Origin of the sequence: Providencia rustigianii DSM 4541 (assembly GCF_000156395.1) — a bacterium.
Classification (GTDB): Bacteria; Pseudomonadota; Gammaproteobacteria; order Enterobacterales; family Enterobacteriaceae; genus Providencia; species Providencia rustigianii.
On record NZ_GG703817.1, the window covers coordinates 47,482 to 62,057 of the forward strand.

Below are 14,576 nucleotides of genomic sequence, written 5' to 3' on the forward strand. Positions count from 1 at the left end.
GGAATAGTTATGAGCCAGAAAATTCTTTTTATCGACCGTGATGGAACCTTAATTTCTGAGCCACCTACTGATTTTCAAGTAGATAGCTTAAGCAAGTTAGCGTTTGAAAATAATGTGATCCCAAGCCTATTGGCATTACAAAAAGCCAACTACCGCTTAGTGATGATCACCAATCAAGACGGTCTAGGCACAGCCAGTTTCCCAACAGAGGATTTTGAGCCACCTCATAATCTGATGATGCAGGTGTTTGAATCTCAAGGTATCCGCTTTGATGAAGTACTCATTTGCCCGCATATGCCAGCAGATAATTGTGACTGTCGTAAGCCAAAAACGAAATTGGTGGAAAGCTACCTTAACGAAGGTGTACTCGATACTGAAAATAGCTATGTGATTGGCGATCGCGAAACGGATATTCAGCTGGCTCAAAATATGGGGATCAAGGGATTACGTTACAACGCTAATGAACTCGATTGGGATGCCATCACCAGCCAGCTGACAAAACGTAATCGTCATGCTCTCGTTCAACGCACGACCAAAGAAACCAATATTCAAGTTGAAGTGTGGTTAGACCAAGAAGGTGGCAGCAAAATCAGTACTGGTGTGGGTTTCTTTGACCACATGCTTGACCAAATCGCGACTCATGGCGGTTTCCGCCTAAACGTTGAAGTTAATGGTGACCTGTTTATAGATGATCACCATTCCGTGGAGGATACCGGCTTAGCGCTAGGTGAAGCATTACGCGTCGCTCTTGGGGATAAGCGTGGCATTGCCCGTTTCGGTTTTGTTCTACCCATGGATGAATGCCAAGCACGTTGTGCACTGGATATTTCCGGTCGCCCACACCTCGAATATAAAGCTGAATTCAAGTATCAACGCGTTGGTGATTTAAGCACAGAGATGATTGAACACTTTTTCAGTTCGTTATCCTATGCGATGGGCTGCACTCTGCACCTGAAAACCAAAGGGAAAAACGATCACCACAAAGCAGAAAGCCTGTTTAAAGTGTTCGGTCGTACCCTACGCCAAGCTATCCGCGTTGAAGGGGATACTTTACCAAGCTCCAAAGGGGTGCTGTGATGACCGTGGTTATTCTGGATACTGGCTGTGCAAACTTAGCGTCTGTTGCTTATGCCGTCAAAAGATTAGGCTACGACCCCATTATCAGCCGTGATACCAACACCATTCTACAAGCTGATAAAGTCTTTTTACCCGGAGTCGGTACGGCTAGCGCCGCGATGGAAAAACTCGAAGAGCGCGAATTAATTCCATTGATTAAAGCATTAACTCAGCCTGTGTTGGGCATTTGTTTGGGAATGCAATTACTCGGTAGCTTAAGTGAAGAAGGTCAAACAGAAGTGCCACTGTTAGGATTAATCGATAGCCCAGTGCGTAAAATGGATGCTAATGGGTTACCCGTTCCCCACAGTGGATGGAATCAAGTGAAAGCACTCGCGGGCAATTCCTTATTTAAAGGGATCAGCGACGATGCCTATTTTTATTTCGTACACAGCTATTCAATGCCTATTTCCGCCAACACCATCGCGCAAACACAATATGGCAATTGGTTTAGCAGTGCCGTGAATAAAGATAATTTCTATGGCGTGCAATTCCACCCAGAACGTTCGGGTGCCGCGGGTGCTCGCTTGATCCAAAACTTTTTGGAGATGTAAAACCATGATCATTCCAGCTTTAGACTTAATCGATGGTACCGTTGTTCGGCTACATCAAGGGGATTATGCCAAACAGACAGATTACGGTAATGACCCGTTACCGCGCTTACAAGATTATGAAAAACAAGGGGCTAAACTCCTGCATTTAGTCGACTTAACGGGAGCGAAAGATCCACAAAAGCGCCAAATCCCACTACTGAAAAAGCTACTTGCAGGGGTCTCAGTTCCGGTACAGGTCGGCGGTGGTATTCGTACAGAAGAAGATGTAAAAGCGTTATTAGACGCAGGTGCAACCCGTGTGGTGATTGGTTCAACTGCCGTCACCAAACCAGAACTGGTAAAAACATGGTTCCAACGTTATGGCGGAGAAGCCATTGTTTTAGCATTAGATGTACGTATTAATGCTGACGGTGTGAAAGAAATTGCGATCAGTGGTTGGCAAGAAAATTCGAATTTAACCCTTGAGCAAGCCATTGAAATATATCGTCCTTATGGACTAAAACATGTCCTTTGTACCGATATCTCGAAAGATGGCACGTTGTCAGGTTCAAATGTCAGTTTATACCGTGAAATAAGTCAAAAATTTCCTGATATTGAAATTCAAGCTTCTGGTGGAATTGGTAATCTAAATGATATCGCCGCTATTCCTGCTTCAGGTGCTGCTGGCGTGATCGTTGGGCGCGCCTTATTGGAAGGTAAATTTACCGTTGCGGAGGCAATCAAATGTTGGCAAAACGCATAATTCCTTGTTTGGATGTACGTGACGGGCAAGTCGTCAAAGGTGTCCAATTTCGTAACCACGAAATTATCGGTGATATCGTTCCATTAGCACAGCGCTATGCTCAAGAAGGTGCGGATGAACTGGTTTTCTACGATATTACCGCATCCTCTGATGGCCGTGTCGTCGATAAAAGTTGGGTCGCTAAAGTTGCAGAAGTGATCGATATTCCTTTTTGCGTGGCGGGTGGTATTAAAAGTGTTGATGATGCGGCGCAAATTCTCTCTTTCGGCGCTGATAAAATTTCTATTAACTCCCCTGCACTTTCTGATCCAACTCTGATTAGCCGCCTTGCAGATCGCTTTGGGGTACAATGTATTGTCGTGGGAATTGATACTTGGTTTGATGCAGAAACCAATGAGTATCTGGTTTACCAGTTCACTGGGGATGAAAAACGCACCACACAAACTCGCTGGAAAACCCTTGATTGGGTGAAAGAAGCCCAGCAACGCGGTGCAGGTGAAATCGTGTTGAATATGATGAACCAAGATGGTGTACGTCAAGGTTACGATCTGGTACAACTGAAAAAAGTTCGTGAGGTTTGCCAAGTTCCACTCATCGCCTCTGGCGGTGCAGGCGAAAAAGTTCACTTCCTCGATGCTTTTAGTGAAGCGGGAGTCGATGGCGCTTTAGCCGCTTCAGTGTTCCATAAGCAAATCATCAACATCGGTGACTTAAAGCAATTCCTAGCAGAAAATGGAGTTCAAATTAGAGTATGTTAACTACAGAACAATGTAACCAGCTTGCATGGCAGAAAGTCGATAATTTAATGCCTGTGGTTGTCCAACACGCAATTTCTGGCGAAGTGCTGATGCTGGGTTATATGAATCAACAAGCGCTACAAGTAACGCTAGATAGCCGTAAAGTCACGTTTTTCTCCAGAACTAAACAGCGTCTATGGACCAAGGGGGAAACCTCTAACAACTTCCTTAATTTAGTGGATATTGTTGCCGACTGCGATAATGACACACTACTTGCTATGGCACTGCCTGATGGTCCAACTTGCCATAACGGCACCACTAGCTGCTTTGCACCAGCCCAGAGCGATTGGGGTTTTCTCTATGAGTTAGAAACCCTATTGAAAGAACGCAAGAACGCCTCGCCTGAAAGCTCCTATACCGCACGTCTATACGCTAGCGGCACTAAGCGTATCGCACAGAAAGTAGGTGAAGAAGGTGTTGAGACCGCACTTGCCGCTACAGTCAATGATCGTGAAGAGTTAACCAATGAAGCGGCCGATTTGATGTACCACTTAATGGTCTTATTGCAAGATCAAGACTTAGATTTAAGTGCAATAATAAAACGCTTGAAAGAACGTCATCAATAATTTCTATCCGGTGCCTAATCCTATAGGCACCTTTTTTCTTCACAAACTGCCATTGTTTCTCCTCTTGAACTTGCTATCATTCCCCTCATTCGATGTGGATTTAAAAGGTGAATGTTGTGTCTGATAATGGAATTTTTACGCAATTAACCCAGTTACTTGATAATCATCATGCAAAGTATCGTGTGATTGAGCACCCAACGGCGGGTAAATCTGAAGAAGTTGCTAAAATACGGGGAACTCAGTTAGGGCAAGGGGCTAAAGGACTCGTTTGCCATGTGAAAGGAAACGGTCTTCGCCAGCATGTATTAGCGATTCTTCCAGCAGATCAGCAAGCAGATTTAAGCAAGATAGCAAAGGCTATTGGTGGAACGCGAGCCTCACTCGCCAGCCCTAAAGAGGTCGATGAGCTAACCCACTGTGTCTTTGGTGCAATTCCTCCTTTCAGTTTTCATCCTTCATTAACACTGATTGCAGACCCTTATCTCTTTACTCGATTTGAAGAATTAGCCTTCAATGCGGGCAGCCTTGAACGATCAATTATTCTTAATACCCATGATTATCAAAGAATTGCAAAGCCTACTCTAGTGGAATTTATTCGTACTGAAGTCGAGTGAGTTTGTCATGTTGGATGCCAACAGTCTAACTGTTAGCATCCCTACCAATTATCAATGTTGATAGTCTAAGTAATAGGTTGCTAATGTCTCGTTAATGCTAAATCCATTTGGGGTAATTTCCATTGGAGGAAGTGTTCGGATAAAAAAAACCTTCTGATTAGGCTTGATAGATTTTTGAATCTTATAGTTAATTTCACCGACCCACATATCATCTTTGAGTAAGTCAAAGCCAATATAGGTTTGATATAGAACAACATTCGAAATATTGGTGACAACGCCAGTTAGTTCAAACTCATCAAGCTCATCATTATATTTAACTTCAACATTAAAAATACTGACTGGTGCAGGGCTAGCAATGGAGACTTCAGATGATGCATAGAGATTGGATGATAGTAAATAACCGATAAAAACCAAGGTACTCAGAGATCTGCTTATCAATTTTCTCATAGTGGCCTACTCGAATTGATACTGCATTGATGGTAACGGCTATTTTTACTCAATACCAATTTACTCTTTTTACGACTATAAATACACCCTTATAACCATAGTATTCATGGGGATTATTCCGAAAAAAGGGCTATCGATTGATAGCCCACATAGTCAGTAATTCATGAAGAATTAGTTTTCCTTATCATATTCTTCACTGGCATTTCTCAATGCGAGAAAATCCGTTTGGCAAATAAATGCTCTCAGTGCTGAAAACTTCGTTTCACTCCAATCATAAATTTTCAATGCAAGAAGCTGTTCAATAATATCTGGCGAAAATCGAGTGCCGATCGGTTTTGCTGGGTTGCCACCAACAATCGTGTAAGGTGGCACGTCTTTAGTGACCATGCTATTCGCCGCAATGACCGCACCTTCACCAAGATTAATGCCCGGCATAATAAATGCACGCATCCCAATCCATACGCCATCAGCAATCACGGTATCCCCTTTACCGACATACGCGTCTTCAATATGCTCAATAAAAGGATATACACAAAACCAGTCCATTCGATGGGTATGATTTCCACCCATCAAAATAACGGCTTCACTGCCAATACACACATAATCGCCAATATAGAGTTGGTCTACATTCCAGGCTAATTGCCAATCTCGGCTCTGCTCGTCACCTTGCAAATAGCGAACAACGGATTGCTCAAACCCATTATCCCAGCAGTCACTGTAATAGCTGTGACAGCCTTTAATATGAATATTCGGATTTTGCACAACTTCATGCAGTAATTGATATTTAGACCAATGTTTCTTTTTCATGGTAAGTCACCTTGTAATCTGTTTCGTTACCATAGAACGCTGTCTATGGTGATGTAATCGCGTTCACTTACATCACCCTTAGCCTATCCTCGGCTGTTTTAATCTAGGGTTACTTATCATCATTACTATGCAACCTTTTCAATAATAGTGGCTCGTTTGATGCTGGTTTTTCTGGCGATAATGCCAAAAATACATCCTGCTAGCATCACTAAAGCCAGTGACAGTTTCGGTTCCATCGGCAATGCAATCGCACATAAACCAAGCGCAGCACCTCCCGCCATTTGAACGAAGCCCACCAGCGCCGAAGCGGCTCCCGCTTCATTACCAAAAGGCTCTAAGGCATAGCTGGTTGCAGTTCCCATCATGAACGCTAATCCTGTACAAGCGCAAGCAACTGGGAGCATATACACCAACCAATGGGTTTGTGTTTGCGGAGATAGCAAGGTCAAGCCTAACAATAGTCCCGCACAACCTAATGCCATCATCACACTACCGATAGAGAGGCAAGCCGGACGTCCCATTTTACGAATACAGTAATTGGCAAAGTAGCTTGCTAGCATGATCCAAAAACCATTAACACCAAATACAATCGAAAATTCTAATGGGCTGAGCTGTGCATCCCCCATTAATACGCTAGGAGCGAGAGAGACATAGGTGAGCGCCATTCCCATGGCCCCCGCATTGACCAACGAAAAAATAAAGAAATGTTCACTCGTCAAAATTCGGAAATAATTTTTAAACTGAAGTTTTTTAATTTGCTGCAAACTTGCAGGTCGAGTTTCGGGCAAGAACATAATAATTAAAATAAAGATAACCACCGCATAAAGTGCGAGGAACCAAAATGGGGCTCGCCATCCCCATGCCTCGGCTAATAGCCCACCTAATAAAGGTGCAAGTGCAGGAACGATATTCAATGTGCCATTTAAAAAACCAAAAGCACGAGCTGCGTCAGTACCATTCATTCGGTCACGAACACAGCTAAATGCCACGACTGATGTACAACATACCGCAGCTCCTTGCAGTAATCGCGAGGCAATAAACATTCCAGCGGTCGTTGAAAATGCAGCGACGATTGCGCCGATTAAATAGACAACTAAACCAATAATTGCGACTGGTTTTCGCCCATATCGGTCAACCAACGGTCCTGATATAAGTTGCCCAATCCCAAGTATGAGGATAAATAACCCAATGGTAGATTGAATGACAGATTCACTACTCTTTAAGTCTTCAGCAATTTTAGGAATAGTAGGTAAATATAAATCTATTCCCAAAGGGCCTAATAAAACTAATAAAAGCAGGAGCGTGAGAAATTTATGCATATGACCGATTCTAAGCAGATGAATATTATTTATTCAATTTTTAAAATAGCTAACGATAATATCAGAATGTCTGCCTATAAATCGAATCTTATCGATACTTAGTGATCGCTTGAACAAGCTCAGTACCTTGTACTGGCACAAGTTTCTCATCATCAATTAATTTACGAAGATCTCGAGGTAGAAACCGTTCATTCACTAAGCGTATCGCCATGTTTTGATCAATAATTCGATAAATAGTACGCCGAATACCTTGAGTTGAGCCTAGATTATCAAAATAGTAATACTCATTTCCCTTTCGCCAAACCTCACCGAAATAATGATTATCTAGGCTACCAACCTTTTCCCAAGGCGATACATTACTTTCATTAAGTCGATAAATTTTCGTGCTACGGGAAATCAACCCTGGGCTTCTATTGGTTCCCCATAGCTCCGAGTCTTGCAAATAATAGGTTTGATTATGGTGAGTAAACACAGAGGGGGCTATTTCTTTCAACTCCCCAGAGACAAACGGATTATCACCTGCACGAACAATAATTTCTTTTTCTCGATGATAAAAAAATACGCCATTTTTTGATAAAAATAGGGCTTGATTTACATGACTACCATGCCGACTGATTAAATGATACGGCGCATTTATCTCAGGAAAAACAAGATCATTCATCGACACTATTCCGGACTCAGGATCGATTAAATATCCCTCTTGGTGCAAACCATCTAATGTTAACGTGTATAGGCCAGAATGACTTTTGATTGGCAATAGATATTGTTGAAAATACACATTCAGATTATCACGATAAAATTGATGACTATCCCGTACTGAATCATCGTATTGTAATGACCCAATATCCTGTAACTGTTGTGGATCAGCATTCGGCATATACTCGCCTTTATAAAATACTCGCTGACCATCAGTCACGAGATATAATTTGAGTAATGGCCGATAAAGCGTCGGAGAAACAGGTAACGGTATCATAGGATAAATATAGGTTTGGGGCTTTTTTCCTAAACCCCAACCATGTAGCCATGTTTGAGTCAGTTCATCAAGCGTTGAAAGGTCGTCATTTATCACCGACCCCATTGCGCAATACACCGTTTGATTTCCATCCGTAAAATAACTGTTTCCTATCGATTTCGCCGTTTTAGGATTAAAGCTAGAAATAATCAAGTTGCCACAATAAGCGTGATTCTTATCGATACCAAACTGCCGTTCATAGTAAGACTCTTCAGAGAGTAACTGAAAACTAACCGGGTCCGCTTCATCAATTACATATTTACCGTTGCTGGGAACACTGGCATAAACCTTACCGTGATAAATGGTATAGATGCTGTGCCCTACTTTTTCGCCATTCTGATCAATTTCATAGGAAGATTCGCCGTTATTCATAGATAACAGCATGCCCGAGATAAATAGAATCAAGACTAAAAAGATAAAGCCAATCACCATTAAGCTTATTGTTTTGATTTTCATTATTTTTCTACGGAGTCTTGTCGTTATTGGGAATTGAGTTATATGGCGATATTTAATGTGAAAGCGGGGAAAATAGAAACGCGACCAATCTGAAAGTGGCTAAATAATAAAAGAAAAACAAAAAAGGTGCCCAATGAGGCACCTTTTTTTTAACGTTATGGAATCAACCCCGAGGGGCTATAACTTATTCCATCCACTCAGTGTGGAAAACACCGTCTTTATCAGTACGTTTATAGGTATGAGCACCGAAATAATCGCGCTGAGCTTGGATCAGATTCGCTGGCAGTACCGCTGAACGGTAGCTATCGTAATATGAGATAGCCGCAGAGAACGTTGGTGTTGGGATACCATTTTGCACGCCGTAGCACACCACATCACGCAGAGCTTGTTGATATTCATCAGCAATTTGCTTGAAGTATGGTGCTAACAGTAAGTTGGCAATTTTTGCATTGTCATTGTATGCATCAGTGATTTTTTGCAGGAATTGCGCACGAATAATACAACCCGCACGGAAGATTTTTGCAATTTCACCGTAGTTCAGATCCCAATTATACTCATCTGAAGCCGCTTTTAATTGCTGGAAGCCTTGTGCATAAGAGACGATTTTACCTAAGTAAAGTGCACGGCGAACTTTCTCAATAAAGACTTTTTTATCGCCTTCAACTGATTTCGCTACAGGACCCGTTAATACTTTGGATGCAGCAACACGTTGGTCTTTTAAGAAAGAAAGATAACGAGCAAAAACAGACTCAGTGATCAGCGTCAATGGAATACCTAAGTCTAGCGCACTTTGGCTAGTCCATTTTCCCGTACCTTTGTTAGCGGCTTCATCTAAAATTACATCAACCAGATAAGTGCCTTCTTCGTCTTTCTTCTTAAAGATATCGGCTGTAATTTCGATCAAGTAGCTGCTCAGCTCCCCTTGGTTCCACTCACCAAAGATTTCAGCCAGCTCTTCATTATTTAAGTTCAAAGAACCTTTTAATAGAGAGTACGCTTCGGCGATTAGCTGCATATCGCCATATTCGATACCGTTGTGAACCATTTTCACATAGTGACCTGCGCCATCTGGACCGATGTAAGTCACGCAAGGTTCACCTTCTGCTTTAGCTGCGATTTCTTTTAAGATTGGAGCAACTAATTCGTAAGCTTCTTTTTGACCGCCAGGCATGATTGAAGGACCTTTCAATGCGCCTTCTTCACCACCAGAAACACCTGTCCCGATGAAGTTAAAGCCTTGCTCTGACAGTTCACGATTGCGGCGGATAGTATCTTTATACAGTGTGTTACCACCATCGATTAAGATATCGCCTTTGTCTAAATGTGGTGTTAATGCAGCAATAGTTTTATCTGTTGCTTCGCCCGCTTTAACCATCAACAGGATACGGCGTGGTTTCTCCAGAGAGTCGACAAACTCTTCAATCGTATAGTTGGGAACTAATTTTTTCCCTGGATTTTCGGCAATGACTTCGTCTGTTTTATCTTGTGAACGGTTATAGATAGAGACTGAATAACCGCGACTTTCAATGTTCAGGGCTAAATTACGACCCATGACAGCCATTCCGACAACACCAATCTGCTGCTTTGACATGAAAAACTCCTGTCTGATTAGGACCAAGTCAGCATCGATTGTGCTGACATTCTGTTAACGGGATCACATGTTAACTCAGGATGGTTCTCCATGGTAGTTATTGATGCAATCGATAACGCAATAGAATCATTTTTTGCCAATTATTACTTAAGTTAGGTGATTTTTTATTGATATTTATGCCAATAAACCTCATTATTCATCGGTCGGTATAAGCCGTCATATCAGAAGGTAAAACAAACTGTATGGAATGGATCGCAGATCCTTCGATTTGGGCTGGTCTCGCTACCCTTATCGTTCTAGAAATCGTTCTTGGTATTGATAACCTTGTTTTTATCGCCATTCTGGCAGATAAACTTCCACCTAAGCTGCGTGATAAAGCTCGTATCACAGGGTTAATGTGTGCCCTTGTTATGCGTGTTATTTTACTATTCAGCCTATCGTGGTTAATCACGCTGACCAAGCCTATCCTAACCCTCTTTGAGCACCCGTTTAGTGCCCGCGATCTTATCATGTTGCTCGGGGGAATATTCCTCTTGTTTAAAGCAACAATGGAGCTAAACGAACGGTTAGAAGGTAAAGACGAGCATACAAATAATCAACGCAAAACCTCCAATTTCTGGGCGGTTGTAGCGCAAATCATCGTACTTGATGCGGTATTTTCTCTTGACTCCGTTATCACCGCAGTCGGTATGGTTGACCATATCGGAGTGATGATTGCTGCGGTCACTATCGCCATGATGTTAATGATCTGGGCAAGTAAACCACTGACCAGCTTTGTTAACGCGCATCCAACCATCGTCATCCTATGTTTAAGCTTCTTATTGATGATTGGTTTCAGCTTGGTTGCAGAAGGTTTTGGTTACGCCATTCCGAAAGGTTACCTGTATGCCGCGATTGGTTTCTCTATCATGATAGAGGTACTCAACCAATTTGCTCAGTTTAACCGACGTAAATTCCTAACCGGTACCCGCCCATTACGTGAGCGTACAGCTGAAGCGGTATTACGTATTTTAAATGGCAAAACAGAACACGGTGAGTTAGACCCTCGAACTTCTGATTTAATCTCGGACAATCAGTCTGTTTTTGATCCTCAAGAACGCTTAATGATTGCCCGTGTATTAGGCATGGCACAGCGTAACGTGGAAAGTATTATGACTTCCCGTCATGACGTGGATTATTTAGATATTAATAAATCATCCAGCGACTTACTCCAAATGATGCAGAAGAACCCTCACTCTCGTTTTGTGATGGTCGATGAAACCATTAGCGATGAGCCTATCGGTGTTGTCCATGTCCTTGATTTAGTGAAACAGCAACTCAGTGGCGCGCCGTTAGATTTACGTGCTTTAGTCACTCAACCGCTGATCTTCCCTGAAGGTTTGTCATTGTTAAAAGCATTAGAACAGTTCCGTCAGGCTCATACTCACTTTGCCTTTGTCGTTGATGAGTTTGGCTCAATTGAAGGTATTGTGACGCTAACTGACGTAATGGAAACTATCGCAGGCAACTTGCCCGTGGGTGATGAAGAAAATGACTCACGACATGATATTCAAAAGCTAGAAGATGGCACTTGGATTGCCAATGGCTTTATGCCGCTAGAAGATTTGATTATGTATGTTCCAATGCCTTTAGATGATAAACGTGAATATGAAACTATCGCGGGTCTATTGATGGAACATTTACAGCGTGTCCCTGAAGTTGGTGAGCAAGTTCTGATTAACGGCTGTACTTTCCAGCCTCTTGAGGTAATAAGCCACCGTATCAATAAAGTCTTAATCACTCCACCAGCACCTGAAGGTGATGGTTATGATTATGTCGATGACTAATCGCGATTAATATAAGATTAAATACCAGCCTTTATCCTATATTGAGCTGGTATTTTTTTTGCTTTAAATCTGAGCAGATTTTTTTATTTCAAATCAGTAGCGTTTTTTAAAAGAAAAAATTATTTACGCATTGAATAATTCAATTCATTTGATAATTTTACTTTTACTGAGACTCTACTGATGAAAGCTATAAATACCTCACCGCAAGTTCAGATTCGCCGTATGAGCGTGACAGATCAACAAGGCAAAACGACAGAATTTACTCGTACAGCAAAGAGTGTGAAGAATGATTCGCAGCAACATCCACAAGTTACAACGGATAAAAAAACAGTTCATTTGAAAGATATAAAGCAACTTCATAATGAAGTGAATACTCTCATTTCTTCTATAAAAGACATCCTCTTTATTGGCGAAAACATTCCTACAAAACATTTAATCACAAATGATTTACCTATTTTCAAAAATATAAATAATAAAATAAACGAGTTGGGAAAAAAAATCACAGAACTTAAAGATAAGCTGGATAGCTCAAGCTATAAGCACCATAAATCTAAAAAAATAGATCTGGAATCATTGGAGAAAGAATATAAATCAGAAAATAGTCAAATAAATCGACTAAAAAATGAAATGACGAAACTCCAAGAAACTAGCCCTAGCTCTAAAGAGCTGTTAGAGGAAGAACAGCAGGATAAAAAAATAGAGCCACAGAGAGGTTATTATGACCTTTCTGACAAAATTGCAGAAAGATCACAAAGAAAGCGTGATTATGCTGAGAATGGTTATAAATAACTAAACTTCATAATATTATAAACCGCCCATTAAGGGCGGCTCTATACCTAAATTACAAGGCATTTAGTAAATCATCAAACCCTTTAACTTCTTCTTTTTTCAAAAAATTACCTATTGCTTCTTTCGCTTGGGTTCGAATTTCATTTCGTAGTAATTTCTCTACATCTAGTTGATATTGAAGATTGTTCCAGCTGCCATAAATACGCAGTGGTATAATTACGCCACTGAGTTGTTTGATTAGGCGAGAATCCCCAGCCCAACCACCTAGAATGTTAACCCCCAAATTCACATCAATCGTTTCTTTTGGAATATTCACTCGCCCTTGCCCCGTAATTCCTAACAATGGAGACGTAGCGCGTAGCGAGGCAATATTCATATTGCCTTTATTTAAATATCCAGACACCGTAAATAAATCAACTTCCGTGAAGTTATTCATATTGGTTGGTGCATTAATTTTATTGGTCACCCGAGAAATTGACTGTTGGATTAATTGAGGAATATTTAAATCTGCTAGTTTGGCATCACGTAACTCGAAGTTAAGAGGCCCCTGCCATTGATTTTTTACTGCATAATCATCATAGCCAGAACCAGATAACTCAGCATTTAGCGAGATAATTCCACTGAGCTTTTCAGGCATATGGAAAGCTTTCAATAATGGAGTTAAATCAATATTTTTAAAGTTCGGCTTTGCAGAAACTTGTGCAGGAATTCCGCTGTAATTAACCGTAACAGGAAGAGAGAATTGCCCACCAAAGGCTTGTCCCTCTAACTGAGAAACAGTTAAACGAGGATATTGGTTTTGTGCATTAAAATTAACCATCGTGACGGTCATTCCACGATAAATTAAACTATCCACTGCCACATTAATATTTGCAGTAAACGATTTCAGCCCAGTAAGATCGTATTTATCCATATTAGAACCAGAAATAACCGGTTTAACACCAATACGCTCATTATTATTGACCACATCTTCCGATGCATTATTAAGTGTTGTGCTATTTCCAGATGCTGGGGCTTGCCCTAATAGGCTATCGAGATTTAGTGAAGTCGATGATAAATTAACGACGATATCAGGAATATCAGTTAAACCAACATGGATATTCCCCTTCAACTCACTGTCATTCGCTTGGACAATTAAATTATTGAGATTTACTGCGCTGGTATCAGCCTTTGTATATAGAAAATCTGTTGTGACTTTTCCTGTAATCCCATTTTCAGGTAGGTCAACCCCTTTTAGCTGATAGTCAAACTGAGTAACCTGACCACTAACTTGCTGAGATAATTTAGATAAATCTACATCAGAATTAAGATCAAAATTCAGTTCTTGTTGATTTTTATTGAGATTACCGCTGAATTTTACCGAAACTTGCTTGTCATTATTTTTCTTCAACGACAAATTAATATTACGTAGATTGTATTCATCTTTCGCAGTTTGCCAGATAACTAAACTGTTAGTGATATCGATTTTACTGATATCCAATAACCATTGATTTTTATCTGATGGCTCTGCAGGAACTTGACTACCGCCAGGGGCAATAGGCACTTTACGCTGGATGACAGCTTCACTTTCTGGCGTTTTTCTGATGACGGCACCGTCAATAACTACCTGTTCTACAGACAATCGATGAGAGATAAGCGGCCATAATTCAACGTCTAAGCGCATATTTTCTGCACTTAGTACTGGTTGAGTAGCATTAGGCGCAGTAACAGAGATTGGACCGGTAATAATGCTTAATGTCGGCCATACATGCCAACGCAAATCACCGTTGAAGGCAAATTGATAACCACTTTTTTTCTCAACTTGTTCGACTATGTAGCCCCTAAAATCATTCGGGTTAACCAACATCACTAAAGCTGCAAGTCCTGCCACTAATACAACAAGTAAAATAATCAGTGTCGTCAAAAAACGTTTCATTCTTCCCTCTCTTTCACTCTGTTTG

14 protein-coding genes are annotated in these 14,576 nt (G+C 41.2%); 8 read left to right on the forward strand and 6 right to left on the reverse strand.

Annotated features, from left to right (window positions below; genetic code table 11):
- Positions 1-9: 9 nt before the first annotated feature.
- The 6 genes from hisB (at position 10) to PROVRUST_RS00295 (ending at position 4,389) form a co-directional block, all read left to right on the forward strand.
- Positions 10-1,077: a bifunctional histidinol-phosphatase/imidazoleglycerol-phosphate dehydratase HisB gene (gene hisB / locus PROVRUST_RS00270; protein ID WP_006812656.1), complete on the forward strand. Its 1,068-nt coding sequence runs from the start codon at positions 10-12 to the stop codon at positions 1,075-1,077.
- Positions 1,077-1,670, forward strand: coding sequence for an imidazole glycerol phosphate synthase subunit HisH (gene hisH, locus PROVRUST_RS00275; protein ID WP_006812657.1), 594 nt, complete (start codon positions 1,077-1,079; stop codon positions 1,668-1,670). The genes hisB and hisH overlap by 1 nt, the downstream gene beginning before the upstream one ends.
- 4 nt (positions 1,671-1,674) lie before the next feature.
- Positions 1,675-2,412, forward strand: coding sequence for a 1-(5-phosphoribosyl)-5-[(5-phosphoribosylamino)methylideneamino]imidazole-4-carboxamide isomerase (gene hisA / locus PROVRUST_RS00280; RefSeq protein ID WP_006812658.1), 738 nt, complete (start codon positions 1,675-1,677; stop codon positions 2,410-2,412).
- Positions 2,394-3,170, forward strand: coding sequence for an imidazole glycerol phosphate synthase subunit HisF (gene hisF / locus PROVRUST_RS00285; RefSeq protein WP_006812659.1), 777 nt, complete (start codon positions 2,394-2,396; stop codon positions 3,168-3,170). The genes hisA and hisF overlap by 19 nt, the downstream gene beginning before the upstream one ends.
- Positions 3,164-3,775 (forward strand): bifunctional phosphoribosyl-AMP cyclohydrolase/phosphoribosyl-ATP diphosphatase HisIE, encoded by a 612-nt coding sequence (hisIE, locus tag PROVRUST_RS00290; RefSeq protein ID WP_006812660.1) that lies wholly within the window; start codon positions 3,164-3,166, stop codon positions 3,773-3,775. Before hisF ends, hisIE begins: the two co-directional genes overlap by 7 nt.
- A 116-nt stretch (positions 3,776-3,891) precedes the next feature.
- Positions 3,892-4,389: a YbaK/prolyl-tRNA synthetase associated domain-containing protein gene (locus PROVRUST_RS00295; RefSeq protein WP_039853974.1), complete on the forward strand. Its 498-nt coding sequence runs from the start codon at positions 3,892-3,894 to the stop codon at positions 4,387-4,389.
- Positions 4,390-4,440: 51 nt separating this feature from the next.
- Here the strand turns inward: PROVRUST_RS00295 and PROVRUST_RS00300 are convergent, their stop codons facing one another.
- From PROVRUST_RS00300 to gndA, 5 genes are all read right to left on the reverse strand, one after another.
- The gene (locus PROVRUST_RS00300; RefSeq protein ID WP_006812662.1) at positions 4,441-4,836 is read right to left on the reverse strand and encodes a hypothetical protein; all 396 of its coding nucleotides are present in this window, start codon (positions 4,834-4,836) and stop codon (positions 4,441-4,443) included.
- 171 nt (positions 4,837-5,007) lie between these two features.
- Positions 5,008-5,643 carry a CatB-related O-acetyltransferase gene (locus PROVRUST_RS00305; protein WP_006812663.1) on the reverse strand — a complete coding sequence of 212 codons (636 nt, stop codon included), beginning with the start codon at positions 5,641-5,643 and terminating at the stop codon, positions 5,008-5,010.
- A 125-nt stretch (positions 5,644-5,768) separates the two neighbouring features.
- Positions 5,769-6,962, reverse strand: a complete 1,194-nt coding sequence (locus PROVRUST_RS00310; protein WP_006812664.1) for a multidrug effflux MFS transporter — start codon at positions 6,960-6,962, stop codon at positions 5,769-5,771.
- A gap of 88 nt (positions 6,963-7,050) precedes the next feature.
- The gene (locus PROVRUST_RS00315; RefSeq protein ID WP_006812665.1) at positions 7,051-8,430 is read right to left on the reverse strand and encodes a DKNYY domain-containing protein; all 1,380 of its coding nucleotides are present in this window, start codon (positions 8,428-8,430) and stop codon (positions 7,051-7,053) included.
- A gap of 184 nt (positions 8,431-8,614) precedes the next feature.
- Positions 8,615-10,021 (reverse strand): NADP-dependent phosphogluconate dehydrogenase, encoded by a 1,407-nt coding sequence (gene gndA / locus PROVRUST_RS00320; protein ID WP_006812666.1) that lies wholly within the window; start codon positions 10,019-10,021, stop codon positions 8,615-8,617.
- 242 nt (positions 10,022-10,263) lie between these two features.
- Here gndA and PROVRUST_RS00325 point away from each other — a divergent pair, with 242 nt between their 5' ends.
- Together PROVRUST_RS00325 and PROVRUST_RS19995 are read left to right on the forward strand one after the other, a co-directional pair.
- Complete coding sequence (locus PROVRUST_RS00325) at positions 10,264-11,847, forward strand: TerC family protein (protein ID WP_006812667.1); 1,584 nt, start codon at positions 10,264-10,266, stop codon at positions 11,845-11,847.
- Positions 11,848-12,027: 180 nt separating this feature from the next.
- A complete protein-coding gene (locus PROVRUST_RS19995; RefSeq protein WP_006812668.1) occupies positions 12,028-12,636 on the forward strand; it encodes a hypothetical protein in 609 nt (202 codons plus the stop codon).
- Positions 12,637-12,688: 52 nt separating this feature from the next.
- On the opposite strand, the gene asmA is transcribed toward PROVRUST_RS19995, so the two are convergent.
- A complete protein-coding gene (gene asmA, locus PROVRUST_RS00335) occupies positions 12,689-14,551 on the reverse strand; it encodes an outer membrane assembly protein AsmA (RefSeq protein WP_006812669.1) in 1,863 nt (620 codons plus the stop codon).
- Positions 14,552-14,576: the final 25 nt, after the last annotated feature.

Coding starts and splice junctions, on each gene's coding strand:
- hisB (WP_006812656.1), top strand. CDS start 10: ATGAGCCAGAAAATTCTTTTTATCGACCGTGATGGAACCTTAATTTCT.
- PROVRUST_RS00315 (WP_006812665.1), bottom strand. CDS start 8,430: ATGAAAATCAAAACAATAAGCTTAATGGTGATTGGCTTTATCTTTTTA.
- asmA (WP_006812669.1), bottom strand. CDS start 14,551: ATGAAACGTTTTTTGACGACACTGATTATTTTACTTGTTGTATTAGTG.
- PROVRUST_RS00325 (WP_006812667.1), top strand. CDS start 10,264: ATGGAATGGATCGCAGATCCTTCGATTTGGGCTGGTCTCGCTACCCTT.
- hisF (WP_006812659.1), top strand. CDS start 2,394: ATGTTGGCAAAACGCATAATTCCTTGTTTGGATGTACGTGACGGGCAA.
- gndA (WP_006812666.1), bottom strand. CDS start 10,021: ATGTCAAAGCAGCAGATTGGTGTTGTCGGAATGGCTGTCATGGGTCGT.
- hisA (WP_006812658.1), top strand. CDS start 1,675: ATGATCATTCCAGCTTTAGACTTAATCGATGGTACCGTTGTTCGGCTA.
- hisH (WP_006812657.1), top strand. CDS start 1,077: ATGACCGTGGTTATTCTGGATACTGGCTGTGCAAACTTAGCGTCTGTT.
- hisIE (WP_006812660.1), top strand. CDS start 3,164: ATGTTAACTACAGAACAATGTAACCAGCTTGCATGGCAGAAAGTCGAT.
- PROVRUST_RS00300 (WP_006812662.1), bottom strand. CDS start 4,836: ATGAGAAAATTGATAAGCAGATCTCTGAGTACCTTGGTTTTTATCGGT.
- PROVRUST_RS00305 (WP_006812663.1), bottom strand. CDS start 5,643: ATGAAAAAGAAACATTGGTCTAAATATCAATTACTGCATGAAGTTGTG.
- PROVRUST_RS00310 (WP_006812664.1), bottom strand. CDS start 6,962: ATGCATAAATTTCTCACGCTCCTGCTTTTATTAGTTTTATTAGGCCCT.
- PROVRUST_RS19995 (WP_006812668.1), top strand. CDS start 12,028: ATGAAAGCTATAAATACCTCACCGCAAGTTCAGATTCGCCGTATGAGC.